20 protein-coding genes and 1 pseudogene are annotated in these 26476 nt (G+C 74.1%); 13 read left to right on the top strand and 8 right to left on the bottom strand.

Annotated elements, in window-relative coordinates:
* Positions 1 to 94 precede the first annotated feature (94 nt).
* The 4 genes from ACN268_RS18690 to ACN268_RS18675 all read left to right on the top strand — a co-directional run bounded on the left by ACN268_RS18690 (position 95) and on the right by ACN268_RS18675 (position 2834).
* Entirely contained in the window at positions 95 to 307 is a 213-nt protein-coding gene (locus ACN268_RS18690) for a helix-turn-helix domain-containing protein (RefSeq protein WP_088646105.1), read from the top strand.
* 207 nt (positions 308 to 514) lie between these two features.
* Complete coding sequence (locus ACN268_RS18685; protein WP_007465623.1) at positions 515 to 616, top strand: 30S ribosomal protein bS22; 102 nt, start codon at positions 515 to 517, stop codon at positions 614 to 616.
* A gap of 119 nt (positions 617 to 735) precedes the next feature.
* Entirely contained in the window at positions 736 to 1809 is a 1074-nt protein-coding gene (locus ACN268_RS18680) for an NAD-dependent epimerase/dehydratase family protein (RefSeq protein WP_421484320.1), read from the top strand.
* Between the two features lie 170 nt (positions 1810 to 1979).
* Positions 1980 to 2834: a lysophospholipid acyltransferase family protein gene (locus tag ACN268_RS18675; RefSeq protein WP_363651102.1), complete on the top strand. Its 855-nt coding sequence runs from the start codon at positions 1980 to 1982 to the stop codon at positions 2832 to 2834.
* Between the two features lie 43 nt (positions 2835 to 2877).
* Here ACN268_RS18675 and ACN268_RS18670 read toward each other — a convergent pair whose 3' ends face one another.
* From ACN268_RS18670 to ACN268_RS18660, 3 genes and pseudogenes are all read right to left on the bottom strand, one after another.
* Positions 2878 to 3747, bottom strand: coding sequence for an HAD family hydrolase (locus tag ACN268_RS18670; RefSeq protein ID WP_421484319.1), 870 nt, complete (start codon positions 3745 to 3747; stop codon positions 2878 to 2880).
* 105 nt (positions 3748 to 3852) lie between these two features.
* Positions 3853 to 4716, bottom strand: coding sequence for a DUF5667 domain-containing protein (locus tag ACN268_RS18665; protein WP_421484318.1), 864 nt, complete (start codon positions 4714 to 4716; stop codon positions 3853 to 3855).
* A 225-nt stretch (positions 4717 to 4941) separates the two neighbouring features.
* A pseudogene (locus ACN268_RS18660) lies at positions 4942 to 5781 on the bottom strand (ECF subfamily RNA polymerase sigma factor, BldN family); the annotation flags it as partial.
* A gap of 896 nt (positions 5782 to 6677) precedes the next feature.
* Between ACN268_RS18660 and ACN268_RS18655 the strand changes: the two are divergent.
* The 7 genes from ACN268_RS18655 (at position 6678) to ACN268_RS18625 (ending at position 14189) form a co-directional block, all read left to right on the top strand.
* Positions 6678 to 6932: a glutaredoxin family protein gene (locus tag ACN268_RS18655; protein ID WP_421484317.1), complete on the top strand. Its 255-nt coding sequence runs from the start codon at positions 6678 to 6680 to the stop codon at positions 6930 to 6932.
* 293 nt (positions 6933 to 7225) lie between these two features.
* Positions 7226 to 7996 carry a redox-sensing transcriptional repressor Rex gene (locus ACN268_RS18650; protein WP_145921832.1) on the top strand — a complete coding sequence of 257 codons (771 nt, stop codon included), beginning with the start codon at positions 7226 to 7228 and terminating at the stop codon, positions 7994 to 7996.
* On the top strand, positions 7993 to 9384 hold the full coding sequence (locus tag ACN268_RS18645; protein ID WP_421484316.1) for a glutamyl-tRNA reductase: 1392 nt from the start codon (positions 7993 to 7995) through the stop codon (positions 9382 to 9384). Before ACN268_RS18650 ends, ACN268_RS18645 begins: the two co-directional genes overlap by 4 nt.
* Positions 9381 to 10349, top strand: a complete 969-nt coding sequence (hemC, locus tag ACN268_RS18640) for a hydroxymethylbilane synthase (RefSeq protein WP_204924777.1) — start codon at positions 9381 to 9383, stop codon at positions 10347 to 10349. The genes ACN268_RS18645 and hemC overlap by 4 nt, the downstream gene beginning before the upstream one ends.
* Complete coding sequence (locus ACN268_RS18635; RefSeq protein ID WP_421484315.1) at positions 10346 to 11926, top strand: uroporphyrinogen-III synthase; 1581 nt, start codon at positions 10346 to 10348, stop codon at positions 11924 to 11926. Before hemC ends, ACN268_RS18635 begins: the two co-directional genes overlap by 4 nt.
* 19 nt (positions 11927 to 11945) lie before the next feature.
* Positions 11946 to 12929, top strand: coding sequence for a porphobilinogen synthase (hemB, locus tag ACN268_RS18630; RefSeq protein WP_421484314.1), 984 nt, complete (start codon positions 11946 to 11948; stop codon positions 12927 to 12929).
* A 594-nt stretch (positions 12930 to 13523) separates the two neighbouring features.
* A complete protein-coding gene (locus ACN268_RS18625; protein ID WP_421484313.1) occupies positions 13524 to 14189 on the top strand; it encodes a helix-turn-helix transcriptional regulator in 666 nt (221 codons plus the stop codon).
* A gap of 55 nt (positions 14190 to 14244) precedes the next feature.
* Here the strand turns inward: ACN268_RS18625 and ACN268_RS18620 are convergent, their stop codons facing one another.
* The 3 genes from ACN268_RS18620 to ACN268_RS18610 form a co-directional block, all read right to left on the bottom strand.
* On the bottom strand, positions 14245 to 17517 hold the full coding sequence (locus tag ACN268_RS18620) for a lamin tail domain-containing protein (RefSeq protein WP_421484312.1): 3273 nt from the start codon (positions 17515 to 17517) through the stop codon (positions 14245 to 14247).
* A gap of 140 nt (positions 17518 to 17657) precedes the next feature.
* Entirely contained in the window at positions 17658 to 18674 is a 1017-nt protein-coding gene (locus ACN268_RS18615) for a GNAT family N-acetyltransferase (RefSeq protein ID WP_421486931.1), read from the bottom strand.
* A gap of 72 nt (positions 18675 to 18746) precedes the next feature.
* Positions 18747 to 20165 (bottom strand): lytic transglycosylase domain-containing protein, encoded by a 1419-nt coding sequence (locus ACN268_RS18610; protein WP_421484311.1) that lies wholly within the window; start codon positions 20163 to 20165, stop codon positions 18747 to 18749.
* 56 nt (positions 20166 to 20221) lie between these two features.
* On the opposite strand from ACN268_RS18610, the gene ACN268_RS18605 reads away from it, so the two are divergent.
* Positions 20222 to 20449, top strand: coding sequence for an FmdB family zinc ribbon protein (locus ACN268_RS18605; RefSeq protein WP_421484310.1), 228 nt, complete (start codon positions 20222 to 20224; stop codon positions 20447 to 20449).
* A gap of 172 nt (positions 20450 to 20621) precedes the next feature.
* Entirely contained in the window at positions 20622 to 23450 is a 2829-nt protein-coding gene (locus ACN268_RS18600; RefSeq protein WP_421484309.1) for an ATP-binding protein, read from the top strand.
* 64 nt (positions 23451 to 23514) lie between these two features.
* Here the strand turns inward: ACN268_RS18600 and ACN268_RS18595 are convergent, their stop codons facing one another.
* Both ACN268_RS18595 and ACN268_RS18590 read right to left on the bottom strand, forming a co-directional pair.
* Positions 23515 to 24057 (bottom strand): phospholipase, encoded by a 543-nt coding sequence (locus ACN268_RS18595; protein WP_421484308.1) that lies wholly within the window; start codon positions 24055 to 24057, stop codon positions 23515 to 23517.
* A 176-nt stretch (positions 24058 to 24233) separates the two neighbouring features.
* Positions 24234 to 25733 (bottom strand): family 10 glycosylhydrolase, encoded by a 1500-nt coding sequence (locus tag ACN268_RS18590; RefSeq protein ID WP_421486930.1) that lies wholly within the window; start codon positions 25731 to 25733, stop codon positions 24234 to 24236.
* Positions 25734 to 26476: the final 743 nt, after the last annotated feature.

The raw sequence follows: 26476 nt of genomic DNA, 5'->3' as shown, positions 1-26476 counted from the left end.
GCCCCGCTACCGTACTGGTAACACGCGCGTTGCCGGCCCGTTCGGGAGCTCCGTCGGGTGGCGCGCGCCGGGCATGGGATGGGTCGGGTGAGCCATGGCCGGGTCGCAGTCCTCCGACGGTCGGCTGTCGGACGTCAGGTTCCTCACGGTCGCCGAGGTCGCCTCGGTGATGCGGGTCTCCAAGATGACGGTCTACCGCCTGGTGCACAGCGGTGAACTCACCGCCGTGCGGGTGGGCCGGTCGTTCCGGGTGCCCGAGCACGCGGTGCACGACTATCTGCGGGGGGCGTTCCAGGAGACCGCCTGACCGCGCCGATCGCGACGTAACGGGCATCGACGGGGGCGCGTTGGTCCTGCTGACGCTCTCCGGCTACCCTGGAGCCCGATCTGACCGTGCGCCGGTGCGCCCCGACGCCACCAGGCTGGTCCAGGTCCGTTGTCCGTAAAGCGGCCACCGGCGTCACCATCTCGACGCCGAGGGTCCGTCCCGAACGTTGCATTGAAAGGCTGTCGTATGGGCTCGGTGGTCAAGAAGCGTCGCAAGCGCATGGCTAAGAAGAAGCACCGCAAGCTGCTGCGCAAGACCCGCGTCCAGCGTCGCCGTCTCGGCAAGTGACCGACGCCGGGTCACCCCCGGCGTCCGGTACCACTTGCCAACTGTCGACCCCCGGAGGCTCAGGTGATCAGGCCGCGGACATCCCGGCTCGATCTCCCCTGCCGGTCAGGGCGTGCACGATGACCCCCGGTGGCACCCCAGGTGCTCCGGGGGTCGTCGTCGTGACCGGGGTCGGTCGCTACCTCGGCGCGCACGTCGCCGCCCGGCTCGCCGCCGATCCCCGGATCGACCGGGTGATCGGCATCGACCCGGCCACCCCCGCCCCCGAGTTCGCCGGCCTGCTCGACCGGGTGGAACGCGTCCGGCTGGACCTCGACTCGCTCGGCGGCCTGCTGGCCGACCTCGACGTCGCCGCCGTGGTCCACCTCGCCCTGGTCACCGCCCCCGACCCGCAGCACGGCGGTCGGGGGGCGATGAAGGAACAGAACGTCATCGGCACCATGCAGCTGCTCGCCGCCTGCCAGCGGGCGCCCCGGCTGCGCAAGCTGGTGGTCCGGTCGTCGACCGCCGCCTACGGCGCGTCGTTCCGCGACCCGGCGGTCTTCACCGAGGAGACCGAGCCCCGCGAGGTGCCGCGCGGCGGTTTCGGCCGCGACATCCTCGACATCGAGGGGTACGTGCGCGGCTTCCGCCGCCGTCGGCCCGACGTGACCGCGACGGTGCTGCGGTTCGCCCCGTTCATCGGCTCCACCGCCGACACCACGCTCACCCGCTACTTCTCCCGGCCGGTGGTGCCCACCGTCTTCGGCCGTGACCCCCGGCTCCAGTTCGTGCACTTCGACGACGCACTGGAGGTGCTGCACCGGTCCGTCGCCGAGGACCACCCGGGCACGTACAACGTGGCCGGGCCGGGGGTGCTCTCGCTGTCCCAGGCGATCCGCCGGGCCGGCCGGGTGGCCGTACCGGTGTGGGAGCCGGGGCTGTCCGGGGCCGCCGCGATCGCCCGTAACCTCGGCTTCGGCCGCTACGGCCTCGACCAGGTCGACCTGATCGTGCACGGCCGGGTGGTCGACACCCGCCGACTGACCCGGGAGTACGGCTTCACCCCGCGTACCACGGCGGCGGCGTTCGACGACTTCATCCGGGCCCATCACGGCGGGGTGGTGGTCACCCCGGACCGGCTCGCCTCCGCCGAGCAGGCGGTGCTGGAGAGCATCCGGCAGGTCCGCTCCGCCGTCCGGGACCGTACGTGACCGCGCAGAACGGCCATCGTCGGCTCACCACGCCACCCGCCCCCGCCTCGCGCAACGGGTCGGGCCCCGATCCGACCGTCCCCGCGACGACCCGCCCCACCCCGGCCGCCTCCACCCCGACCGCCTCCGGCCCGGCCGCCTCCGGCCCGGCCGGTGGGCGCTCGCCGGGGGTGGAGCGGCCCGGTGACCAGTGGGACCGCCGGGTCGCCTCCGGGCTGGCGTTCCTGCGCCGCCGCCTGTCCGGCCAGTACGAGGTGGACGAGTTCGGCTTCGACCCGGAGCTGACCGGGACGGTCTTCCACCCGCTGCTGCGGCTGCTCTACCGCGACTGGTTCCGTACCGAGGTCACCGGCCTGGAACACGTGCCCGCCGACGGTGCCGGCCTGGTGGTCGGCAACCACTCCGGCACGGTGGCCCTGGACGCGCTGATCCTCTCCGCGGCCCTGCACGACCAGCATCCCGCCCACCGCTACCTGCGGCTGCTCGGCGCGGACCTGGTCTTCCGGATGCCCGTCGTCTCCGAGTTGGCCCGCAAGACCGGCGGTACGGTCGCCTGCAACCCGGACGCCGAGCGGCTGCTCGGCAACGGCGAGCTGGTGGGCGTCTTCCCGGAGGGGTTCAAGGGCATCGGCAAGCTCTACTCCGACCGCTACAAGCTGCAACGCTTCGGGCGGGGCGGGTTCGTCTCGGCGGCGTTGCGCACCGGCACCCCGATCGTCCCGGTCGCCATCGTCGGCGGCGAGGAGATCTATCCGATGCTCGCCGACATCAAGCCGCTGGCCCGGCTGCTCAAGCTGCCCTACTTCCCGGTCACCCCGACGTTCCCGTGGCTGGGGCCGCTGGGCATGGTGCCGCTGCCGAGCAAGTGGCTGATCGAGTTCTGCCCGCCGATCCCGACCGCGCACCTGACCGACTCGGCCGACGACCCGCTGGTCGTGTTCAACCTCGCCGACCAGGTCCGGGAGACCATCCAGCAGACCCTGCACCAGCTGCTGGAACGCCGCCCCGACCCGTTCGGCCCCTGACCGCTCCCCGCCCCCGGTGCCCGGACGACGCGGGTGGCCCGGGTCAGGCCGGGCGGCGGCGTCGGTGCAGTGCCCGACCGGCGGAGACCGCGCCGGCCAGCAGCCCGAGCGCGGCCGTCGACGGTACGGCGATCCGCGCGGCCCGACGACCGGTGCGGAAGTCCCGCACCTCCCAGCCCCGTTCCCGGGCCACCCGCAGCAACGCGCCGTCCGGGTTGACCGCCACCGCGCGTCCCACCGTGGTGAGCATCGGCAGGTCGTTGCTGGAGTCGCTGTAGGCGGTGCAGCGGGGAAGGTCGAGCCCCTCGACCGTGGCGAGCTGGGTGACCGCCTCGGCCTTGGCCGGCCCGTGCATCAGCTCGCCCACCAGCCGACCGGTGTACGCCCCGTCGACCACCTCGGCGACGGTGCCGATCGCGCCGGTCAGGCCGAGTCGGGCGGCGATCACCCGGCCGATCTCCACCGGTGCGGCGCTGACCAGCCAGACCCGCTGCCCGGTGTCGAGGTGCCGCTGCGCGAGCCGACGGGTGCCGGCCCAGATCCGGGGCGCCATCAACTCGTCGAAGATCTCCTCGGCGAGCCGTTCGACGTCACCGACCCGCCAGCCCTCGACGAAGGCGAGGGCGGCCTGCCGGGCCTGTGACATGTCGCCGGCGTGCTCGGTGGCCAGCACCCGGTACCGGGTCTGCTGCCAGGCGAACCGGGCCAGGTCGCCGGTGGTGAAGTAGCGACGGGCGGCGAGCCCCCGGGCGAACCAGTAGATCGACGCGCCGCGCATCATCGTGTTGTCGACGTCGAAGAACGCGGCGGCGCGGGGGTCGGTCGGCGTGGGCCCGACGGCCGTCGCGTCCGCCCATCCGGTGGTGTGTCCGTGGGCGTCGGTGCTGACCGTGACCCTTCGGGTGCCGGCCATGGCACCTCCCCTCCGACGAGCGACCCTGCATGATCGAGCCTAGTCCGGGCGCGGACCGTGGCCGGCCGGTCGGCGCGGGAAGTGTGGCGTGCGGCTCCGTCGCCGTCAGCGGTCGGTCGGGCAGGTGCCGGGCACCGGGCCGAGGGCGTCGCTGCCGACCGGGGCGGGCAGTGCGCAGGCGAGCGCGGTACGCAGCGCGTCGGAGCGCCGGCGGATGGCGTCGAGCAGGGCGAGGGACTGCCTGGTGCGTTCCCGTTCGGCGGAGCCGGCCCCGTCCAGCAGGCCGCCGACCGCCCGGCGTTGCCCGCTGACGAAGGTGTTCACCGCGTCCAGCGCGGCCGGATCGCCGTGCTGCACTGCACCGCCGGTGAGCAGTCGTACGCCCTGGCGGGTGTCGGCGTCCATGTCGTCGAGGACCGCGTCGAACCCGGTGGCGTCGTCGCGGAGCGTGGCCGCCTCGTCGAGCCGGGTCCGGGCGAAGTCGAGGAAGAGCTGCCCCCGGCTGACGTCCGAGCTGGCCAGGGCGAGCTGGGCGCGTTCGGTGGAGCGCTTCATGCCGTACAGGGCGTCGCCAGGCACCGCGTTCTCGCTGGCGGCCGAGATGCCGGAGACGGCGACCGCACCGGCCGCGATGCCGACCAGGATCGCGCCCCGGGCCCGGGCCCGTCGGGCGGTCGCCCCGCCGAGCAGGGAGCCCCGGCCGGTGGCCTGCGACGTGCCGTCGGTGACCGGTTCGGTGGCGTGTTCGCGTTCGGCGGCGGCCACCAGCATGGCCCGCAGGCCGGCGCGGAACTCGACGTCCACCTGGACGTCGGGTCGTTCGGCGACGAGCCGCTGCCCGACCGCCACGAGCCTGGTGAGCTGGGCGTCGGCGCGGGACCGGACGTGGTGGCGTCGGCCGCCGTTGGCCTCGTCGAGAAGCTGGGCGAAGCGTACGGCCCGACGACGGGAGAAAAGGTCGCTGTCCACCGCAGGCACCCCCTCTCGCTGGTCACGGCCGGTCGGCCGCGGTGGTCCACGCGACCGGCGGCGTGCACCGTCGTACCAGGGTCGTGTCGGCGGCGCTGCTCCGGACCGGGACGGGTCCGGGGCGCGCCGGACAACCACCGGCCGCACCCGGAGAAACGCTCCGTGCGGGGCCCCGGTTACGGGACGGTCGGGAGTGAAATCACGAAGAGTGATCGTCGCGGCAGGTCAGGGCTGGAAGCCGTCCGGAAGCAGACGGGCCAGCGCGCGGACCGCCCGGTACTGCAACGCCTTGATCGCTCCCTCGTTCTTGCCCATCGCGCGGGCGGTCTCGGCCACCGAGAGGCCCTGGAGGAAGCGGAGCACGATGCACTCCTGCTGCTCGGGGTTGAGCCGGGTGACGGCGGTGAGCAGGGCGACGTTGGTGATGTGTTCGACCACCGCCGCTTCGGGGCTGCCCTCCGGCCCCCGGTCCTCCCGGTCGGCGTCGAGCACGTCGCCGGTGGTCACCTCCAGCCGGTAGCGGCCTGACTTGAAGTGGTCGGCGACCAGGTTGCGGGCGATGGTGACCAGCCAGGCCCCGAGGTCGCGGCCCTGCCAGGTGAAGCTGCCGATCCGCTTGAGGGCGCGCAGGAAGGTGTCCGAGGTGAGGTCCTCGGCCAGTTGCCGGTTGCCGACCCGGAAGTAGACGAACCGGAAGACGGTGTCGACGTACCGGTCGTAGATCAGGCCGAACGCCTCGGCCTCGCCGGCCTGGGCCCGCTCCACCAGCGTCCAGACCTCGGTGGCCGGGTCGGACGGGTCGGGGCGGCTCGGGAAGCCGGTGGGGGAGGTGCCGGCGGGCGGTGTCGCGGTGGCCGGCGGTCCGGCGGCCGTCGGCTGCCCGCCGGGTACGGCCGGGATCAGGGCGGTGTCGTCGGCGGGTACGGCCGGGATGACGGCGGTGTCGTCGGCCGGCACCACAGGTATCACGGCGGTCTCCCCGCCGGCGGGATCGGTGGTGGCGGGCGGCTCGCCGACCCGTCGGGTCTGCGTCGGCATGGGGGGCCGGGAGTGGGAGGTCACCCGGCCGGCCGGCGTGGCGTTGCCGCCGGGGGCGGCGGGCCGGGGGGCCGCCTCGTTGGGGTGCGGACGCTGGTGCGGCCGGCGGGGCGTCGCCTCCGGCCGGGCCGGGTCGAGCCGTTCGTTGACCGCCGCCCGGGGCGTCGGCCCGGTCAGTCCGGTGGAATGATCCGGGTAGCCGAAGGCGGTCACCGGGCCTCCCCGCAGCGGGTCACGACCGTGACCGGACGGCGGCGGGTGGCCGCCGCGCCGGGTCTGCCCCGGACGGGCAGGGCCGTGTGGGGGGGTGCCGACGCGCGGCAGATCCCCTTGAGGTGCTGGTCCAATGCGCGCACAGGCACGGGGGCCTCCTCGGGCTGAGGGGTGTCGACTCACGGCAAATGGGGTGAGCCGACCCGAGTGATGATAGGGCCAACGTCACCCGCGTGTGCCAAGTCCGTTACACAGGGCCAAAGTATTTGCCCGGCCCGCGGACCCCTGGCGGACCGGTTGTCCGTCGTGGTCGGTTGACTTTCACGTCGCGACTTGTTCCTTGATGGAAATTGCAGCCCAGAGGGGTGGTGGAGGGCCACCGGCACCCCGCCCCGCCGGTCCGGCGACGGGGGTCCACGGGTCCGTCCGGCACCGCCCCGGGGGCGGTCGGGGCGGCCCCGTTCGGGTGGTCCCGGTCGACGCTGCGTGACGGTTCGGTGTGTGGGCCTGGTCGGGCGGTCGACGGCGTGCCAGACTCAGCCACCGCGCGACCGGCTCGGGCGTCCCGGGTGTGCCGCACCCGGGGACGGGCGAGACTGGGCGGGCGTGCCCGGCCCGCCGCCGGGCATCCGGCACCGGTGCGCAGCGGTCCGTCCACCGCGCGCATCCCCGTCGCGGCCGAGTCCGGCCGCCCTCACCCGGAGGTCCCGATGTCCACTGCCGCCCGGCTCGCCCTGATCACCCGTCCCGGTTGCCACCTGTGCGACGACGCCAAGGCCGCGCTGGAGCGGGTGGTGGCGGTCACCGGGGACCGGTGGGTGGAGAAGGACGTCACCGGCGACGTGGAGCTGGAGCGCGAGTACGGCGACCGGCTGCCGGTGGTGCTGCTCGACGGCAGGGAGCACGGCTACTGGCGGGTGGAGGAGGAGCGGCTGCTGCGCGACCTGACCACCCCCCAGCTCTAGGGTGGCGCGAATCACGCTGGGTCATCGAGCAAGCGCGATTGGTGAGAGAAGTCGGGATTGCGCAATAATCGCGCGGCGGCACCGCTGGCGTGCCCGATCGATCTTGTGAGATGGAGGAGCAGGTGCAGGGGGGCCGCGATTCAGCAAGATCGCGATTTGTGCACGTCTTCACAAGCGCCTACTCTGTAGTTTCGACGCGCCCTGCTAGCACGGCCGGCTCGCCCGGCCACCGGCGGGGGTCCCCCAACGGGCGGGCACCGGAGCCGGCCGAGGATCGCACCGCACGGAGTCTCATGAGTCAGCACCGTCACCCTGGCGCGCCCGGCCGCGCCGGTGCCGTACCGGCGCTCCCGGACCTCCCGGAGGCGACCGTCGCGCGGCTCCCCGAGTATCTCCGCGCCCTGCACAACCTCGCCGACGCCGGCCACGAGACGGTCTCCAGCGAGGGGCTGGCCGGGGCGGCAGGGGTCAACTCGGCCAAGCTCCGCAAGGACCTCTCCCACCTCGGCTCGTACGGCACCCGGGGGGTCGGCTACGACGTCGCCCTGTTGATCGACCAGATCGAGTTCGTGCTCGGGCTCACCCAGCGCCGGGCGGTCGCCCTGGTCGGGGTGGGTAATCTCGGTCACGCCCTGGCCGGCTACGACGGCTTCGCCAGCCGGGGTTTCCGGATCGCCGCCCTGTTCGACGCCGACGCCTCGCGGGTCGGCGAGATGATCAACGGGCTGGTCGTCCGGCACGTCGACGAGCTGCCCCGGGTCGCCGCCGAGGAGGCGATCTCGATCGGCGTGATCGCCACCCCCGCGCCGGCCGCCCAGGCGGTGGCCGAGCAGCTGGTCGCCGTCGGCGTCACGAGCATCCTCAACTTCGCGCCGTGCGTACTCTCGGTGCCGGACGGGGTCGACGTGCGCAAGGTCGATCTCGCCATCGAGCTTCAGATCCTGTCCTTCCACGAGCACCGCAAGGCGTCGTTGACCGCGCTGCCCGCCGCCGGCGGCTCCGCCCTCACCGCCCTGCCCGGCGGGCTCGCGACCCCCGACACCCAGGAGGCGATCGGCACGTGAAGCTGCTCGTCGTCGGCGCGTCCTACCGCACCGCTCCCGTGGCCACGCTGGAGCAGCTTGCCGTCGCCCCCGCCGACCTCACCCGCACCCTGGACCGCCTGGTCGCCCAGCCGTACGTCGCCGAGGCGGTGCTCGTCTCCACCTGCAACCGGGTGGAGGTGTACGCCGCCGTGTCCGGTTTCCACGGCGGCCTCGGCGACGTCTGCGCCGTCCTCGCCGAGCAGGCCGGCGCGCCGCCCGCCGCCTTCGCCAGCCACCTCTACGTGCACTACGACTCGGCCGCCGTCGACCACGTGTTCCGGGTCGCCGCCGGGCTGGACTCCATGGTGGTCGGCGAGGCGCAGATCCTCGGCCAGCTCCGCGACGCCTACCACTGGGCCTCCGGCGCGGACACCGCTGGACGGCTGCTGCACGAGCTGATGCAGCAGGCGCTGCGGGTCGGCAAGCGGGCCCACGCCGAGACCGGCATCGACCGGGCCGGGCAGAGCGTCGTCACCGCCGCCCTGGACCTCACCGCCGAACTGCTCGACGGCGACCTCGCCGGCCGGCCGGCCCTGGTGGTCGGGGCCGGCGCGATGGGCGCGCTGAGCCTGGCGACGCTGTCCCGCCGGGCCGCCGGGCCGCTCACCGTCACCAACCGGGGGGCCGACCGGGCCGTCCGGCTGGCCGAGTCGTACGGGGCGAACGCCGTCCCGATCGCCGGACTCGTCCCCGCGCTCTCCACAGTGGACATCGTAGTGGCCGCCACCGCGGCCACCGAACCGGTCCTCACCGTCGACGTGGTGACCCGGGCGCTCGACCGCCGTGACCCCGACCGGGGGCCGCTGGTCCTGCTCGACCTCGCCGTGCCCCGCGACGTGGCACCCGAGGTGGCCGGGCTGCCCGGCGTCGAGGTGATCGACATCGACCGGATGGCCGCACTGCTCGCCGACGGCCCGGCCGCCGCCGACGCCGCCGAGGTGGGCCGGATCGTGGCTGCCGAGGTCGAGGCGTTCCTGAGCTGGCTGCGCGGGGCCGATGTGGCACCCACCGTGGCCGCCCTGCGGGGACGCGCCGACGACGTGGTCACCGCCGAACTGCGCCGGCTCGCCCAGCGTCGCCCGGACTTCAGCGACGACCAGCGCGCCGAGGTGGCCCGCACGGTGCACCGGGTGGTGCAACGGCTGCTGCACCAGCCCACCGTCAAGGTCCGCCAGCTCGCCGCCGAACCGGGCGGTGACCAGTACGCCGCGCTGCTGCGCGAACTGTTCGACCTGGAGGTGCCGCAGACCTCCGGGGTCGACGCGGTGCCCGACGTGGTCGACACCGTCGACGGCCGTGGTTCGTTCGGGGTCGCCGACGTGCCGGCGACCGACACCGACCAGCCGCCCACCGGAGGTGAGCGATGAGTACCCCCCTGCGCCTCGGCACCCGGGGCAGCGCCCTGGCGATGGCCCAGTCCGGCCACGTCGCCGAGGCGATCACCGCGGCGACCGGCCGCGCCGTCGAGCTGGTCGAGGTGGTCACCGCCGGGGACCGGTCGTCCGCGCCGGTGCAGCGCCTCGGCGTCGGCGTCTTCGTCTCGGCGTTGCGCGACGCGTTGACCGCCGGCACCATCGACCTGGCCGTGCACTCCTACAAGGACCTGCCCACCGCCGGGGCGAGCGGGCTGCACGTCGCGGCCGTGCCACCCCGGCAGGACCCGCGCGACGCGCTGGTCGCCACCGGTGGGCGTACCCTCGCCGAGTTGCCGCCGGGGGCCGTGGTCGGCACCGGCGCGCTGCGCCGTATCGCCCAGGTGCACGCCCTCGGCCTGCACCTGGAGGTCACCCCGATCCGGGGCAACGTCGACAGCCGGCTCGCCCGGGTACTCGGCCCGGACGCCGACCTCGACGCCGTCGTCGTGGCGCGGGCCGGGCTGGCCCGGCTCGGCCGCACCGACGTGATCACCGAAACGCTCGACCCGATGCTGATGCTGCCCGCGCCCGCCCAGGGTGCGCTGGCCGTGGAGTGCCGGGCCGACGACTCAGACCTGGTCGAGCTGCTCGCCGTGCTCGACCACGCACCGTCGCGGGCCGCGGTCGTCGCGGAACGCGCGTTGCTGGCCACCCTGGAGGCCGGGTGCTCCGCCCCGGTCGCCGCCTACGCCGAACTCGCCGAAGGCGACGCCGGTGATGAGATCTACCTGCGCGGGGCGGTGATCAGCCCGGACGGTTCGCGAGACATCCGGCTGTCCCGCACCGGAACGCCCGCCGACGCGGCGGAGATCGGCAAGGCACTCGCCGCCGAACTCCTCGAACTCGGCGCCGACTCGATCCTCGGCCACGAAGGAAGCACCGGCCCGGGGACCCAGCAATTTGGGAGCACAGAATGACCCGCACCCGTAAGCCCGTCGGCCGCATCGCGTTCGTCGGCGCCGGACCCGGTGACCCGGGCCTGCTGACCCGCCGGGCCCACGACGCCCTGGTCGACGCCGACCAGGTGGTGTACGACCGGGGAGTCCCCGAGACGCTGCTCGACGTGGTCCGGGCCCAGGCCCGGTCCGACGCCCAGTTCAGCCCCGCCGAGGGCGTGCCGGGCGACGTGGCGAAGATGCTCATCAGCGCGGCCCGTTCCGGGCTCAACGCGGTGCACCTGGTCGCCGGTGACCCGTTCGGCCACGACTCGGTGGTCAAGGAGGTGCAGGCGGTCGCGCGTACCGCCGCGCACTTCGAGGTGGTGCCGGGCGTCGGCCAGGCCGAGGGCGTCGCCACCTACGCCGGGGTGCCGCTGCCCGGGGTACGCACCGCCGCCGACGTCGAGGACGTCGGCACGCTGGACTTCGACGCGCTCGCCGCCGCCGTCGCCCGGGGTTCGCTGGCCCTGGCGGTCGACGCCGGTGACCTGGCCGCCGTGCGGGACGGGCTGCTGGCCGCCGGGGTGGACGGCGGCACCGGGGTCGGGGTGACCGGCGACGGGACCGGCGAGACGCAGTACACCACCACGTCGAGCGTGGACTCCTTCGTCGCGGCGGCGCTCGGCTTCACCGGCCGGGTGGTGCTCACCGTCGGCGAGGGCGTCGGCCAGCGGGACCGGCTGAGCTGGTGGGAGAACCGTCCGCTGTACGGCTGGAAGGTGCTCGTCCCCCGGACCAAGGAGCAGGCCGGGGCGATGAGCGCCCGGCTGCGCGCGTACGGGGCGATCCCGTGCGAGGTGCCGACCATCGCGGTCGAACCGCCGCGTACCCCGGCCCAGATGGAGCGGGCGGTCAAGGGGCTGGTCGACGGCCGGTACGCCTGGGTGATCTTCACCTCGGTCAACGCGGTCCGGGCGGTCTGGGAGAAGTTCGCCGAGCACGGCCTCGACGCCCGGCACTTCGGCGGCGTCAAGATCGCCTGCATCGGTGAGGCGACCGCCGACGCGGTACGCGCCTTCGGCATCCAGCCGGAGCTGGTGCCCGCCGGGGAGCAGTCCTCCGAGGGGCTGCTGGCCGAGTTCTCCCCGCACGACGAGATCCTCGACCCGGTCGGCCGCGTGCTGCTGCCCCGCGCCGACATCGCCACCGAGACGCTCGCCGCCGGGCTCACCGAGCGCGGCTGGGAGGTCGACGACGTGACCGCGTACCGGACGGTCCGGGCCGCCCCGCCGCCCGCCGAGATCCGCGACGCGATCAAGTCGGGCGGGTTCGACGCGGTGCTCTTCACGTCCTCCTCGACGGTGCGTAACCTCGTCGGTATCGCCGGGAAGCCGCACGCGCGTACCGTGGTTGCCGTCATCGGGCCCAAGACGGCGGAGACCGCGACGGAGTTCGGCCTGCGGGTCGACGTGCAGCCGCCGCACGCCTCGGTGCCCGACCTGGTCGAGGCGCTCGCCGCCTACGCCGTCGAACTGCGGGAGAAGCTCGCCGCCATGCCGGCGAAGCAGCGTCGGGGTTCGAAGGTGCAGGGGCCGACCGCGCTCAGGTTCCGCTAGCCGTACTGGGAGGCCCCTCATGCCGTACCCCGAGATCCGGCCCCGCCGGCTGCGTCGCAACGCGGCCGTGCGGCGGCTGGTCTCCGAGACCCGCGTCGACCCGGCCGAGCTGGTCGTGCCGATGTTCGTCAAGGAGGGGCTGACCGAACCACGGGCCATCGCGTCGCTGCCCGGGGTGCTCCAGCACTCCCGGGACTCGCTGCGCAAGGCGGCCGTGGAGGCGGTCCAGGCCGGGGTCGGCGGGATCATGCTGTTCGGGGTGCCCGAGCGGCGGGACCCGACCGGCTCCGGCGGCCTCGACCCGGCCGGCATCCTCAACGTCGCCATCCGCGACGTGGTGGCCGAGGTCGGCGACGCCACCGTGGTGATGAGTGACCTGTGTCTCGACGAGTTCACCTCGCACGGGCACTGCGGGCTGCTCACCCCCGACGGCGGGGTGGACAACGACGCGACCCTGGCCGCGTACGCCGAGATGGCGGTGGCGCAGGCGGACGCCGGGGTCGGCATGGTCGGCCCGTCCGGGATGATGGACGGCCAGGTGGGCGTGGTCCGCCGGGCCCTCGACGCCGCCGGCCACGCCGACGTGGCGGTGCTGGCGTACGCGGCGAAGTACGCCTCCGCCTTCTACGGCCCGTTCCGCGACGCCGTCGAGTCGGCGCTCGACGGCGACCGGCGCACCTACCAGCAGGACCCGGCGAACCTGCGGGAGTCCCTGCGCGAGGTCGAGCTGGACGTGGCCGAGGGTGCCGACCTGGTGATGGTGAAGCCGGCCCTGCCCTACCTCGACGTGGTGGCGGCGGTCCGGGCCGCCGTGGACGTCCCGGTCGCCGCCTACCAGGTCTCCGGCGAGTATGCGACTGTCGAGGCGGCCGCCGCGAACGGCTGGATCGACCGCGAGCGGGTGATGCTGGAGACGCTCACCTCGATCCGGCGGGCCGGCGCGCAGGTCATCCTCACCTACTGGGCGGTCGAGGCCGCCACGCTGCTGCGCCAGCGCTACTGACCCGACGGCCCGGGGCGCTGCCGGCCCCCGATCCGGCAGCGCCGTCGCATCCTGAGCGCGCCGGCCGCCGCCCGACTCCGGCCCGGCTGACCGCGCGCCCCACCGCCCGGTTCCGGCACCGGGTGCCTGACCTTCCTCACCGCGACGTCCGCCTGCCGGTCCGGCGCACAGGGCTGGTCCTCGTCGGCGTCGTCTGCCCCTGGTTTCGGCATCGGGATGGTCGCTCTCCGTATTCCTTCGCCCACCCTCACCTACCCTCCCTCGCAGACTTTGCTCTGCTGCCTTCCGCGCGACGCTTGCTGTAGGTGTCCGTCGCGGATAGGGCAGCAGAGCAAAGCGTCGGTAATGGGGTGGGTAGGGGCGAGGATCGAATGGCGTTTCCGCAGTTCGGGCGGATATTGCGGATCTTGGTGGTGGTGACGCTGCTGACTTCAGCCTTACTCTCTGTAACTGGAGGAGTCCGAGCGGCAGAGTTACTCGCTGTGGTCGGCGAGGTCGGCGGTTGACGCGGGAGTTATCCACAGGCGGCACCGTCGTCCACAGGTGGCGAGAGCGGGGTTGCGACGGTGCTCGGCGGGGCGCGACGGTGGCGGCATGACCGACTCCACTCCGCCGCCCGGACCCGCCGCTCATTCCGCCCCGGGCCCCGGTCCGGTTTCTCCGGCCTGCGCCTCCGGTCCGGTATCGGGTGGCGCTCCGGTCGCCGGGCCGGAGTCCCCCAGGAGCGCGCAGGGCCCGGGCGGGGAGGAGGAACGGCGGGAGGACGAGCCGCCGACCTTCCTCAGCAAGCCGTACGACCTGCCCTGGCCGGCGGCCGGGATCGTGCGGGCGGTCCGGCGGCGCGCCGACGCGAGTCAACGGGAACTGGCGCGCTGGGCGGGGGTGCACCACGGCACGGTGGGTCGGATCGAGGCGGGTGCGCTCACGCCGAGCATCGCCCTGCTGCGCCGGATCATCGCGGCGGCCGGCTTCAGGCTGGCCGTGGTCGACGAGTTCGGCCGGGTGCTCACCCCGATGCGGGACCGCGACGACACCCGGGACGGTGCCGAGCGCCGCTACCCGTCGCACCTCGACACGATTCTCGACCCGGAACCGGGTGAGTGGTGGGCGGACGTCTACGGGCTCGCCCGACCGCCGGAGACGTTCCGCCGTAACCGGGCCGTCCGGGACGCGATGCGCCGCCGGAGCCAGTGGGAGGTGCGGGTGGCGAAGTACCGCAACGTGCCACCGCCGCCCCGCGTGGTGCGCCCGCAATGGTGACGGCCCGCCGATCCGGCGGGAAGCCGGACCGACGGGCCGTCGGGGTACGGGATCGTCAGTCGTCGTCGGTGATGGTGCCGGTCGCCAGCAGGTCGGCGAACCGCAGGTTCAACGGACCGGCCACCGCGAACGCGATCTTCTCGTCCGCCTCCCGCTTGCGGTCACCACGGACGGTCACCGGGAACGCCAGCGAGGTCTGCCCGGCGGGCAGGGTCCGGCAGCCGACGTACGGCTCGAAGTCCAGCACGACCGTCGCGGTCAGCCCCACCGTGGCGGCGCAGAGCGTGGTCGGCTGGGACAGCGGACGGGACACGGTGACCTGGAACGTCATCGTGCTGGTGCCCCGGTCACCCTCCACCACGGTGGCGTCGGCCACCCGCAGCGACGGCTGGCTGCGGAACCGGGCCACCTGCGGGTCGTGGTCGCTGGCCCCCCGGGTGCCGTCCCCGGTGAACTCCGCCGGCCAGTCCGCGTTGACGTGCGCGGCCCGGATCTGCACCAGGTCGGCGTGCAGCGCGTCGTTGACGAACAGGTTGTCCAACGTCTGCGCCGAGCCCTGGAAGCTGTACGAGTACGCCGCCGACGGTACGTCGGCCACCAGGTCGTCCCAGAGGTTGCGCAAGCCGGCGCGGTAGAGCGGCCCGAGCTGGTCCGACGGGGTCGGGTTCGCGCCGGTCGCGATCGGGTCGTCCGGGCGGGGGAAGACGTTCAGGTCCCCGCCGTACACCACCCGGGCGTCCGGGTCGGCCGCCTCGATCGCGGTGACGATCGCGGCGCCGTACGCGGCCTGCTCGGTGCGCTGCCCGACCCGGCTGTCCGGCCCGGACGAGTAGTGGTTGCTCAGCGCGTACAGCAGGTAGGACTCCGACCCGCCGGGCGTCGCCCTCACCACGAACTTGCCGAGCTGCGGGGCCCGGGTGAAGACGTTGTTGCCGTCCTTGCCGGTCGAGGTGTCGGTGTCGGCCGGCAGCACCGCGTTGAGCGCCTTCGGGTTCTGCACGTCCGCGTTGGACGCCAGCCCCGCCGACCGGTACTGCACGGTGGGCGCGGAACCCAGCAGCGGGTCGGTGGCGCTCGCCCCGGCCAGCGACAACCGGTCGGTGCGGTAGAGGAACGCCGAGGTGATGCCCCGGGCGTCCGCGCCGGTGCGGTCGTACGCCGCCGTGTAGGCGGGACCACCGGCGGCCCGGATCGCCAGCGCCAGATCCTGGAGGGTGTCCGGCGCGCCGTCGGCGTTGTCGGTGGTGCCACAGACGAGGCTGCTGCCGGAGACCGAGCAGATGTCCTGGTCCTCGGCCTCCTGCACCAGGATCAGATCCGGGGCGTGCAGGTCGGTGCGGATCTGCGCGGCCAACTCGGACAGGTGCTCCCGGTAGTCGGCCTCACTCGCCGGCACGTAGTCGAACGGCGGGGACACCCCCGGGCAGCCCGCGTTGCCGGTGAAGTCGCAGCCGTCGAACGGGTCGTCGCGGAAGTCGTACAGGTTCTCCACGTTGTAGGTCGCCACCGCGACCTCCCGGGCCCGGTCCGCCGGGCGCGGCGGGTTGTTCGCCGCCGGGTCGACCCCGGCGGTCAGGGCCAGCGACTCCGGCTGCACGCTGAACTTGCTGAAGCCGTACGACACCGCGCCGAACGCGTCGGCGGTGAGGGTGTCGAAGGTACGTGCCGGCGGGAGCAGCGCCGTCGAGTCACCGGCGGTGGCCTTCACGCCGCCGCCGCCGAGCAGGATGCGCTGCCCGTTGCCGTTGTCGAACAGCTGCCCCGGCACGTCGTCGAGGGGGTGGGTGTCCCGGAAGACCCGGCGGGCGTACGGGTCGGCCCGCGCCAGCAGCGGGTCCGCCCGGTCCACCACCCACACCTCGGAGTCGGCGGTGGAGCCGAACACGTCCCGGGGGCCGGTGACGCCCGAGCCGCTGCGGACCCGCAGCCGGGCCCCCTCGTGCCGCTCCCAGAACCGGTCGGCCGCCGTCGCGTCGGCCGGTGGGACCGCGTCGTCCACGGTCACGGCGGTGTTCACGTCGAGCCCGGTGTCGAGCCGGCGGACCAGCGAGGCACCGGAGAGCTGGGTCTGGTCGAAGTACTCCGACACCCGGCCGCGCAGCACCACCTCGTCGCCGACGGTCGGCGCGTAGCCGCCGATCAGCGTGGTGAACGCGCCCATGAAGACGAAGATCCCGTCCGAGCTGAGCGGGTCGCCGTCCTCGGTGCCGGTGCGGCTCTGCAGGTAGAAGCCGTACTGGTCGGCACCGGCCGAGGTGCGGGTCAGCGACTTCTGGGTGATCACGCCCCGCACGTCGTACAGCAGCGGGCTGGTGCCGGTGCCGCTGGGCGGGGCGAGCGGCGACCGGTCGGTGCGCGGGTTCTCGTCGTCGCGGGTCGGGCCCTGCACCTGACCCACCGACAGCACCCCGTTGGCCTGCACGGTGAGCGGGCAGGTGGCGGTGCCGCCGTCGGCGTCCGTCGCGGTCACGGTGACCGTGTACGTGCCGGCGGGCAGGCCGGTGGCGGTGACCGTGGCGGTGGCCGTGCCACCCGGCGCGGTCGCCGGGGTGAACGCGGTACGGCTGATCGAGCCGCTCGCCGGCGCCGGGGTGACCGCGCCGACCGCCAGGTCGACGACGGTGTCGTCCGGGTCGGTGCCGGTGACCTGCCGGGTGCCCGTCGCGCCGGCCTCGATGGTCAACGTCCCGCCGCAGGTCAGCACGGCCGGCTGGTCGACCGGGCCGCCGCCGTCGAGGGTGTGTGCGCCCAACCCGTCGAAGGTGTCGGTGGCGTGGCCGGCCCACTGGGTGGCCGGGTCGAACGCGTCGGACGGGTCGGTGTCCCCGCTGGACACCGACGGCAGCCGGCGCAGCGTGTTGTCGGCGGTGCTGGTCAGCCCGCTGCCCCACTCGCTGCCCGGGTCGACGCCGACCTGCCCGATTGCGTCGAGCACGACGGCACCCCGACGCAGCACGATCGCGTCGTCGCCGTTGAACAGGCTCGCGCCGGTGGTCTGGTCGGCCTGGGCGAGGATCGCCGGGCCGGCCGAGGCGGCGGCGAAGACGAAGACGTCCCCGGCGGCGACGGTGCCGGTGAGGGCGATCGTGGTGGCCGTGGTGGACCCGTTGAAGTAGAGCTGGAGCTGGTAGCCACCGGCGGTCAGGTCGACCGCCGCGCCGGTGCCGTTGTACAGCTCGATCGCCTTGTTGTTGGACGAGCCTTCGACGTACTCGGAGATGAACAGGTCGGTCGGCGCGGCGGTGGCCGCGGTGGGAGCGACGCCGAGCACCGGTACGGCGACGACGGCGACGGTGGCGAGCGCGGCGAATCTGCGGCGCAGGCGCATGGGGCCTCCACGATGGGTGGACGGGAACCAACGCACGTTAAGGTGCGCCGCTGTCCGCCGTCCATCCCCCCGGGGGCGATGTGGTGAATTCGCGACAGTGGTGTCCGGCGTCCCCGGTCGGACGCCGCCGGCCGCCCTGCTCAGCGGTGGGTGTCGAGCCGGTGCACCAGCTCGGCGACGTCCACGCTGTACTCGCACCAGTCCCGGTCGGGCTGGTAGCCCAGCTCGGCGTTGACCTTGAGCATCGCCTCGTTGGCCTGGGCGTTCCAGGTCTGCACCTCGGTCAGCTCCGGCTCGGCGGACCGCAGCTCCAGCAGCATCCGTGCCTTGATCGCCCGGTCGATGCCGTAGCCCTGGTGCTCACGCACCACGATGGTGTCGTACTGGTCGGCGCGGGTGGGGTGCTGGACCGGCACCACCACCTCGGTCAGGCCGGCCACCGTGCCGGTGCGCTCGTGCAGGGCGAGCACGATGTACGGCTTCATGCCCCGCCGGTGCAGCGTGTCGAGGCTGTCCCGCAGCCGCTGCGGATCGTACGAGCTGGGGCGCAGTTCGCCGTCGTCGACGTCGCGGACCTCGGCCTTCGCCCGCGCGTACGCCTCGATCAGGTCGTCGGACGGCCCGCCCGGGTAGAACTCCAGGTGGTAGCCCGGGTCGACGGCGACGGCCATCTCGGTCAGCGCCGTCCAGTCGACCGTGCCGAGGTCGAGCACGCTGCGGGTCTCGACGTACTCCCGGGTGAAGCCCAGCGACGAGTAGAAACCGATCGCCGGGGTGTCGCCGACCACCTCGACGCCGATGGACCGGAAGCCCTCCTGGTAGACCCGGCGGGCGGCGGTCAGCACCAGTTCCCGGCCCAGCCCGCTGCGGCGTACCGCCGGGTGCACCAGCACCTCCAGCACGCCGATGTCACCGAGCAGCAGCACGTGCACGTGCCCGAGGATCGGGGCGGGACCCCCACCGGGCGGCGGATCGGCGTGGGCCACCCAGGAGATACGTCGTTCGCCGGGCATCACCTCGGAGAGGTACTCCCGCAGCGAGTCCTCCCGCCACGGCGGGTCCTGCGGGAGGTCGGCCGCGAGGACCGCGTTCAGCGTGTCCAGCACGGAGCCGATCTCGGCGGACGACGCGGTTCGGGGGTCCCATTCGCGCACCATCACGCGTCTAGCTTGCCGTCAACGGCTCTTCGGGGGAAGTGTCCGGTCCGCCAATGTATGCGGACGATCACCTCACGTACGGCTTGCGCGCCCGTACTCCTGGGCCTTGTCGAAGACGTCCTGCGCGTAGCGGCGCACGTCGTTGTAGGAGAGGATGGCACCCCACCAGTCGCCGGGGATGGTCATGTTCCGGCCGCCCTGGCACAGGTAGTTCCCGGCGGCGAGGGCGGCGTCGTCCAGGTCGTGCGGGTCCTTACGGCCGTCGTTGTCGGCGTCCGCGCCGACCTGCTGCCAGGTGGTCGGGATGAACTGCATCGGCCCGATCGCCCGGTCGTAGACGGTGTCCCGGTCGAACAGCCCCCCGTCGGTGTCCCGGATCAGGGACCGCCCACCCTTGCCGTCGAGCGGATCACCGATGATCTCCGGTACGGCCCGGCCGTCCGGCCCGAGGGTCGCCCCGTTGGCCTGCCCGTGCCGGGACTCGACGTAGCCGATCGCGGCCAGCGTGGTCCAGCTCAGCTGGCAGCTCCGGTTCGTCTGGGCGAGCACCAGCTCGGCGTAGCCGTACGCCTGCATGGCGACCGGGGAGACGCCCACCTTGGTGCCGACGACCCGGGCCCAGTCGCCCAGTGCGTCGGCCGGCCGGCCGGCGGCGGGCGGCACGGCCGGTCCGCTCGGCACGGCCCCGGCCGACGGAAAGCCGCCCAGCGGCAGGGTGGGCGCGGCGGTACCCGGGAACACCGGCACCCCGGTGGTCGCCCCGGCCGACGGGACCCCGGTGCCCGTGGAGGCGCTGTCGTCCACGGCGACCGGCCGGGGAGCCCGGACCGCGCCCGGCACCACCACCGCACCGACCGCGGCGGTCGCCGCGACCAGCGCGAACAGGAACAGGCCGGGGAGGGTCAACCGGCCGCTGGGGCGGCGTGACCAGGCCCGGGCGGCCCGGGTCGCGGCCCGGGCCGCCTGCCGGGGCGGCGGCAGCCGGACGGCGTGCGCGAACGGCACCCGCCGCCGCCGACCGATCTTCGCCCCGGTCGCGGCGCTGCCGCCGGTGCCGCTCTCCCCGGTCCCGTCGGTCTTCGCGGCCGGCTCGGTCTTCTCCGCGGGTTCGGCTTTCGCGGCCGGCTCGGAAGTCTCCCCGTCGTCGTCCTTCCCGGTCCCGTCGGTCTTCGCGGCGGGTCCGGCGGCCGGCTCGGCGGGCTTGGTCCCTTCGCCCGGGGCGGCCCGCTCGGCGGGTCCGGTCCCGCCGCCCGGGGCGGCCGGCGCGTCGGACCCGGGACGGGCGTCCGTCCCGGCGGCCGGCGCAGGAGCAGCGGCCGGCGGAGGACCTGCGGCGGGGCCGTCACCGGCCGGGGCGGCCGGCGGGGTGAGGGCGTCGTGGCGGGGCCGGCGGGGACGGGGAAGCCAGCCGCGTCGCGGGGCGGGGGGCACATCCTCGGGTGGGGTCGCTGCGCGCAGGGGCCGTTCCGTCGAATCTTCGCCGCTCACCACCGTTTGAGTATCACCCATGTCGGCCGGGGAGTCAGGTCCGGCCGTAGGGTGGGCCCATGCCCCGGTACGAGTTCCGCTGCCGCGCCTGCGGCGACACCTTCGAGGTCAACCGACCGATGGCCGAGGCCGGTGCGCCGGCCGACTGCCCCCGGGGGCACGCCGACACGGTCAAGCTGCTGTCCACGGTGGCGGTCACCGGCCGTGGGGGCGGCTCCGTCACCGGTGGCGCTCCGGCAGGGCCCGCCGCCGGCGGTGGCTGTTGCGGCGGCGGCTGCGGCTGTTGACCTGACCGGATCGGCTGCCGACCGCGCCGGAAGCGGCCGATGTAACGGTCCGGCGCACCGGTGCGCCGAGATCAGTGACCCCTTGGGTCTGATATCGCCCGACCGTTCTCACGATGCGTGACCGGTCGACCATAGGGCAGCATGAACCCGACGTCAGGGGTGGAGGTCACGCATGTCGCCACGGATGCACCTCCCGAGCGGTTGGGTGACCTTCGTCTTCACCGACATCGAAGGTTCCACCCGGTTGGCGCAACTGCTCGGGTCCGACTACCGCCCGGTGCTCTGGGAGCACCGCCGGCTGCTGCGTGACACCCTGGCCGAGACCGACGGCGCGGAGCTGCTGACCGAGGGGGATTCGTTCTTCCTCGCCTTCCCGGACGCGTCGGCGGCCCTGACCGCCTGCCTGACCGCGCAGCGGGCGCTGTCCACCCACGACTGGCCCAACCCGGAGGCCGCGCCGAGGGTACGGATGGGGCTGCACACCGGCTACGCGGAACCCCGCGACGGCGAGTACGCCAGCCCCGAGGTGCACCGGGCCGCCCGGGTGGCCGCCGCCGCGCACGGCGGGCAGGTGCTCTGCTCGGCGTCGACGCAGCGGCTGGCCCACCCGTTGCCCGACGGGGCGACCCTGATCGACCTGGGCCTGCACCGGCTGCGCGGCTTCGACGACCGGGAACGGTTGTTCCAGCTCGTCGCGCCGGGGCTGGAACGGCAGTTCCCCCGCCCGAACACCGCCGAGGCGCTGGCGCACAACCTGCCCACCCAGGTCACCTCGTTCGTCGGCCGGGACACCGAGCGGGTGGAGCTGGATCTGCTGATCCGCCGCCAGCGGCTGGTCACGGTGGTCGGTGCGGGCGGGGCCGGCAAGACCCGGCTCGCCGTCGAGGTGGCCTCCGGTCAGGTGGAGGCGTACCCGGACGGGGTGTGGTTCGTCGACATCGCCACGGTCACCGACCCGGGGCTGGTGGCGTTCGCGATCGCCGCCGTGCTCGGGGCCCGGCCGGAACCGGGCCGCCCGATCCTGGACACCCTGGTCGAGTACGCGGCCGTCCGGCGGATGCTGGTGGTGCTCGACACCTGTGACGCCCAGCCGGCGGCCTGTGCCGAGGTGATCTCCCGGCTGCTCGCCGGGGGCAGCGGGGTGCGGGTGCTGGCCACCAGCCGGGAGGCGTTCGGCCTGCCCGGCGAGGTGGTGTGGCGGATTCCGCCGCTGGCGGTCGACCCGCAGCCGGGGCGTACCGAGAGCGACGCGGTGGCGCTGCTGCTGGACCGTACGGCGGCGGCCCGGGGTGGCCGGCCGCCGGAGTGGACGGAGGCCGGCGACCTGCGCCGGGTGGTGCAGCGGCTGGACGGGTTGCCGTTGGCGATCGAGCTGGCCGCGGCCCGGTTGCGGGTGCTCTCGGCCGGTCAGTTGGCGGCCCGCCTGGACGACATGCTGGGCACCCTCGACGCCGGCCGGGGCGTGCCGGAGCGACCCCCCGAGCGGGGCTGGGCGGGCAACCAGCAGGACACCGTGGACCTGGTCGCCGCGGCCTCGGGCCAGACGCCGCCGAGCGCCGCGCACCGGGCGGTGCAGCGGTCGGCGACCGAGCGGCACCTCACCATGCAGGCCACGGTCACCTGGTCGTACCGGACGTTGGGGCCCCGTGCGGCCCGGCTGCTGCACTGGTTGGCGGTCTTCACCGGGCCGGTGGACCTGGCCACGGTGGAGTGGCTGATCGGTGACGACCCGCTCGACCCGCTGTCGGTGCTGGTGGACAAGTCGATGGTGCTGGCCGAGCCGCACGCCTCGGGCAGCACCTACCGGATGCTCGACCCGATCCGGGCGTACGCGGCGCGCAGGCTGGTCGAGACCGGCGAGGAGCAGGCCGCCCGGGACCGGCACGTGGCCTGGGCGCAGCACGCGCTGCACCGGGCCCACCTGGGGGCGGATGGCCGTCCGGTCACCCTGTCGCTGTACGCGGTCGACCCGCTCGCCGGTGAGCTGCGCTCGGCGCTGCGCTGGTCGGCCACCGGGGGCAGCGCCCGGGCGGGGCTGCTGCTGGCCGGCGGGCTGGACCAGTGGTGGCGGGAGCGCGGGCTGTCCCGGGAGGCCCGGCTGTGGCTGTTCCGGCTGTACGGGCGGATCGCCGAGACCGGCGAGGCGATCCCCGAGGCGGAACTGGCGGCGGCGTACCACCTGCACTCGCTGCACGCTGGCGCGGACGGCGAGTTCGCCGAGGAGCTGCGGTTCTCGCAGCGCGCGGAGGCGGCGGCCCGGCAGGCCGGCGACGCGGGGCTGCTGGCCCGGGTGCTCGCCGGGCGGGCCGTGCCGCTCGTCGACATGGGGCAGTTCACCGAGGCGGAGCGGGTCTGCCGGGAGGTCATCGAGTGGGCCAACGAGCAGGAGGTCGGCGGGGACGCGCTGCTCGCCGTCTACCACCTGGCCGAGCTGCTGTGGCGGCGGGGCGCGCTGGTCGAGGCGGCGGAGCTGCTGGGGCGGGCCCGACCGGTGGAGGCGGCCCGCCCGGTGGAGCGCGGGTGCCGCTCGGTGGACATGCTGCTGGGCATGGTGGCGCTGGCGCGGCGTGACCTGGTGGCCGCGCACGAGCACCTGCTGGTGGCGTTGCGGGCCCGGATGGGGCACGGCTACCACGGGCGGGCCTGCGACACGGTGAACGCGGTGGCGGTGCGCTGCGCGTTGGGCGGGGAGCCGTTGACGGCGGCCCGGCTGTTCGGTGCGGCCCAGGCCACCCGGGCCCGGCTGCGCGGCACCCCGGGCATCTACGGCTCGTACTGGCTCCAGCAGCAGGCCGAGCTGCGCCGCATCCTCGGCGACGCGGCCTTCGACGCCGCGTACGGCGAGGGTGGTGAGCTGGGGCTGGAGGAGGCGGCGGCGTTGGCGTTCGCGGTGGAGCACCCGGACATGGCGGCCGACTCGATCCGGTTCCGGGCGACCGGCGTGGTGACGCCCCGGCCGGTCCGCCGCCGCGAGGCGGACCGCCGGGAGGAGTGGGCCTGACCCGCCGTGCGGTCCGGGGTCTTCCGGACGGCACGACGGGCCGGGCGTCGGGTGCGGGCGGTGGTCAGCCGCGTCGGGCGGCGGCCCGCTCGGCGTCGGCCTTCATCCGGGCGGCCCGGTCGAGGTCGGCCTGGGAGACGGCGGCGACCGAACCGAAGATGCTGACCGCCTGGTAGTACGTCCAGGCGAGGCTGGTGCAGGCCGGGCGGACGACGGAGTTGTAGGTGGCGCAGACCCGCTTCAGGTCCTCGTAGAAGGCGCTGTCCAGGCGGGACTTGTTGGCCGAGAAGATCCCCATCGCCTTGTGGTTGCGGTAGCCGAAGTCGTGCCGGTAGCAGGACAGGTTGAAGGTGAAGCCGAGCGGGTTGTCCGGGCTCGACGAGCAGTAGTCGGTGGACCAGTCGAAGCCGTAGTCGGCCCAGGCGGCCTGGTTGAGGCGGCCGGCGTTCCAGGCGTTGTAGCTGCTCGCGCTGGTCTGGGTCCAGCTGCTCAGCACGCTGAGCTTCTGCGAGGTGCTTACCGCGGCGGACGCGGGTGAGCCGACGCCGAGCACGCTGAGCAGGGCGAACGTGCCGGCGGCGAGGGCGGTGGCGAGACGACGGGACAAGTTTTCCTCCGCAGGATGGGCGGTACGGTGCGTCACCGGCTGGTCACCGGAGTTCGATCAGTCTCGATCAATATCCGGTCGCTGTGGCGTGGCGGAGGCGACGTATTGGTGACATACGTCGAAACAGACGAATGCCCCGGGTGCGTGGGCACCCGGGGCGTCCGTGGTCGATCAGGTCAGCGCACCACCCGGGCCGGCGAGGCGGCGCTCTCGTTCCACGACCGGTCCAGCGCGGTCACCTGGTAGGTGTACGCCCGGCCGGGCTTGGCGGTGCCGTCCACCCAGGACTGCTGCCGCCCCGGGGTGGCCCGGACCGTGCCGAGCAGGTGCGCGGCGTCGGCCCGGCCGCACCCGTCGACCGGGCCGGACCCGTCGAAGCGGTAGACCGCGTACGAGGTGGCGTCGGCGAGCGGGCCCGTCCCGCCCGCCGGCTGCCGCCAGCGCAGCCGCACCCCGTCGGCGGTGCGCTCGGCGCGGGTGAACACCGGGCGCGGCAGCGGCTTCGCCGGCAGGTGCGCCATGGTCGGCACCAGCGCCGGGCGGGAGTAGTGCGCGGCGGCGTAGCGGCTCGTCGCGCCCAGCCGGTCGGCCCGCACCTGCACGGCCGAGAAGTGCACGTTGCCGAGCACCTCCGGGTACGCCCGGTTCAGCGTCAGGTGGTCCGACAGCTCCTGCGGGTTCATCCAGTACGTACCGTAGGCCGGGTCGCCGCTCTTGTAGTCCGCCTGGCCGATGTAGAGCTGCACCCGGGTGCCCCGCACCGTCTGCGCCCACCAGGGCACCAGGCGGGCGTAGTCGGCGGCCGGATACTGGCCGATGTACCAGTAGAGCTGCGGCACGATGTAGTCGATCCACTCCTGCCTGACCCACCTGCGGGTGTCGGCCGAGATGATGTCGTACGACTGGCTGCCGGTGGTGTCCGAGCCGTCCGGGTCGGCGCTGGCGTTGCGCCAGATGCCGAACGGGCTCACCCCGAACTTCACCCACGGCTTGACCGCCTTGATCCGGCCGCCCATCTCCTGGATCAGCAGGTCGATGTTGTCCCGCCGCCAGGCGGCCCGGTCGGTGAACCCCCGGTGGTACGCGGCGAACGTGGCGTCGTCGGGCACCGGGTAGGACCCACTGGGGTACGGGTAGAAGTAGTCGTCGAAGTGCACGCCGTCGAGGTCGTACCGGCGGACCGCGTCCAGCATCGCGGTCTGGACGAACTCGCGGACCTGCGGTACCCCGGGGTCGTAGTAGAGCCGGCTGCCGGCGACGCCGGCCGGCGGGTAGGCGAAGGTCCACTCCGGGTGCCGCCGGGCCGGGTGGTCCGGGGCGAGCTGCCCCAGGTCGGCGCCCGCGCCCCCGGGTGCCGGCATGGAGATCCGGTACGGGTTGAACCAGGCGTGGAACTCCAGGTTCCGCAGGTGTGACTCGGCCACCAGGAAGGCCAGCGGATCCCAGCCCGGGTCCTGCCCCCGTACCCCGGTCAGGTACTCCGACCACGGCTCGTACGGCGACGGCCAGAACGCGTCGGCGGTCGGCCGGACCTGCACCACGACGGCGTTGTGGTGCAGCCGCTGCGCCAGGTCGAGCCAGCCCCGGTACTCGGCCTGCTGGGCGGCGATCCGGTCGGGGGCGGTACGGGAACCCGCGCTCGGCCAGTCGATGTTCACCACCGACGAGATCCACATGGCCCGGAACTGCCGCTTCGGCACTGCCGGATCGACCACACAGGCGTCACCCGCCGTGCCGCCACCGGCCGCCGGCCCGACCGTCGCGGCCCCCCCGGTGGCTGCCGCCGCCGACCCGGTTCCCCCGCCGGTGGCTGCCGCCGTTCCGGTTCCCCCACCGGTGGCCGCGGCCGTTCCGGTTCCCCCGCCGGTGGCCGCGGCCGGCCCGCCCGCCGCGAGCCCACCGACCACCACCAGCGCCAACCCGATCACACCGATCCCGAGCCTGCTCACCACACTCTCCCTCCTCCGGTCCCGCCCCACCGCCCGCCTCCTCCGTCGCTAGCCCTGCCGCCCCTCCGCCTCTGCCACCCGTCCCTCCGGCCGCTCGCCCTCCGCCTCCCCCACCCGTCGTCCCCTCACCCTGCCCCGGTGATCAAAAGGTTTGCGTCAGTCGATCAAGAGGTTTGCGTCAGCGGACGCGCCGGAATTGACGCAAACCTCTTGATCACCGAGGGCGGGTGGGGTGGGTGGGGTGAGGCGGGGGAAGAGGGGGGTGGCGGGAAGTGGCGGGGTGGGTGGGGGGATGGGAGGAAATTTTCATACTTGGGGTGTGGGTGCAAGGGGTGGGTGGGGAGAGGGTGCGGATGGGGGGGGTGACCGAAAGTGGTTATCGGGGGACGGGGGGTTGATATTGGTGGGGTGATTGGGGTGGGGTTGGGGTGGGTAGCAACGCCCGGCACCGGCCGTCAGCAGGGCGGTCG

It is taken from the genome of Micromonospora sp. WMMD735, from assembly GCF_049178995.1.
Classification (GTDB): domain Bacteria; phylum Actinomycetota; class Actinomycetes; order Mycobacteriales; family Micromonosporaceae; genus Micromonospora; species Micromonospora wenchangensis.
The sequence above is the reverse complement of the archived record's forward strand: the minus strand, read 5'-3'. Positions and strand labels throughout refer to the sequence as shown.

Excerpts from the sequence above, each read along its gene's own strand:
- ACN268_RS18690 (WP_088646105.1), top strand. The coding sequence starts at position 95 with ATGGCCGGGTCGCAGTCCTCCGACGGTCGGCTGTCGGACGTCAGGTTC.
- ACN268_RS18685 (WP_007465623.1), top strand. The coding sequence starts at position 515 with ATGGGCTCGGTGGTCAAGAAGCGTCGCAAGCGCATGGCTAAGAAGAAG.
- ACN268_RS18680 (WP_421484320.1), top strand. The coding sequence starts at position 736 with ATGACCCCCGGTGGCACCCCAGGTGCTCCGGGGGTCGTCGTCGTGACC.
- ACN268_RS18670 (WP_421484319.1), bottom strand. The coding sequence starts at position 3,747 with ATGGCCGGCACCCGAAGGGTCACGGTCAGCACCGACGCCCACGGACAC.
- ACN268_RS18655 (WP_421484317.1), top strand. The coding sequence starts at position 6,678 with ATGTCCACTGCCGCCCGGCTCGCCCTGATCACCCGTCCCGGTTGCCAC.
- ACN268_RS18650 (WP_145921832.1), top strand. The coding sequence starts at position 7,226 with ATGAGTCAGCACCGTCACCCTGGCGCGCCCGGCCGCGCCGGTGCCGTA.
- hemC (WP_204924777.1), top strand. The coding sequence starts at position 9,381 with ATGAGTACCCCCCTGCGCCTCGGCACCCGGGGCAGCGCCCTGGCGATG.
- ACN268_RS18635 (WP_421484315.1), top strand. The coding sequence starts at position 10,346 with ATGACCCGCACCCGTAAGCCCGTCGGCCGCATCGCGTTCGTCGGCGCC.
- hemB (WP_421484314.1), top strand. The coding sequence starts at position 11,946 with ATGCCGTACCCCGAGATCCGGCCCCGCCGGCTGCGTCGCAACGCGGCC.
- ACN268_RS18625 (WP_421484313.1), top strand. The coding sequence starts at position 13,524 with ATGACCGACTCCACTCCGCCGCCCGGACCCGCCGCTCATTCCGCCCCG.
- ACN268_RS18620 (WP_421484312.1), bottom strand. The coding sequence starts at position 17,517 with ATGCGCCTGCGCCGCAGATTCGCCGCGCTCGCCACCGTCGCCGTCGTC.
- ACN268_RS18615 (WP_421486931.1), bottom strand. The coding sequence starts at position 18,674 with ATGGTGCGCGAATGGGACCCCCGAACCGCGTCGTCCGCCGAGATCGGC.
- ACN268_RS18605 (WP_421484310.1), top strand. The coding sequence starts at position 20,222 with ATGCCCCGGTACGAGTTCCGCTGCCGCGCCTGCGGCGACACCTTCGAG.
- ACN268_RS18600 (WP_421484309.1), top strand. The coding sequence starts at position 20,622 with ATGTCGCCACGGATGCACCTCCCGAGCGGTTGGGTGACCTTCGTCTTC.
- ACN268_RS18590 (WP_421486930.1), bottom strand. The coding sequence starts at position 25,733 with ATGTGGATCTCGTCGGTGGTGAACATCGACTGGCCGAGCGCGGGTTCC.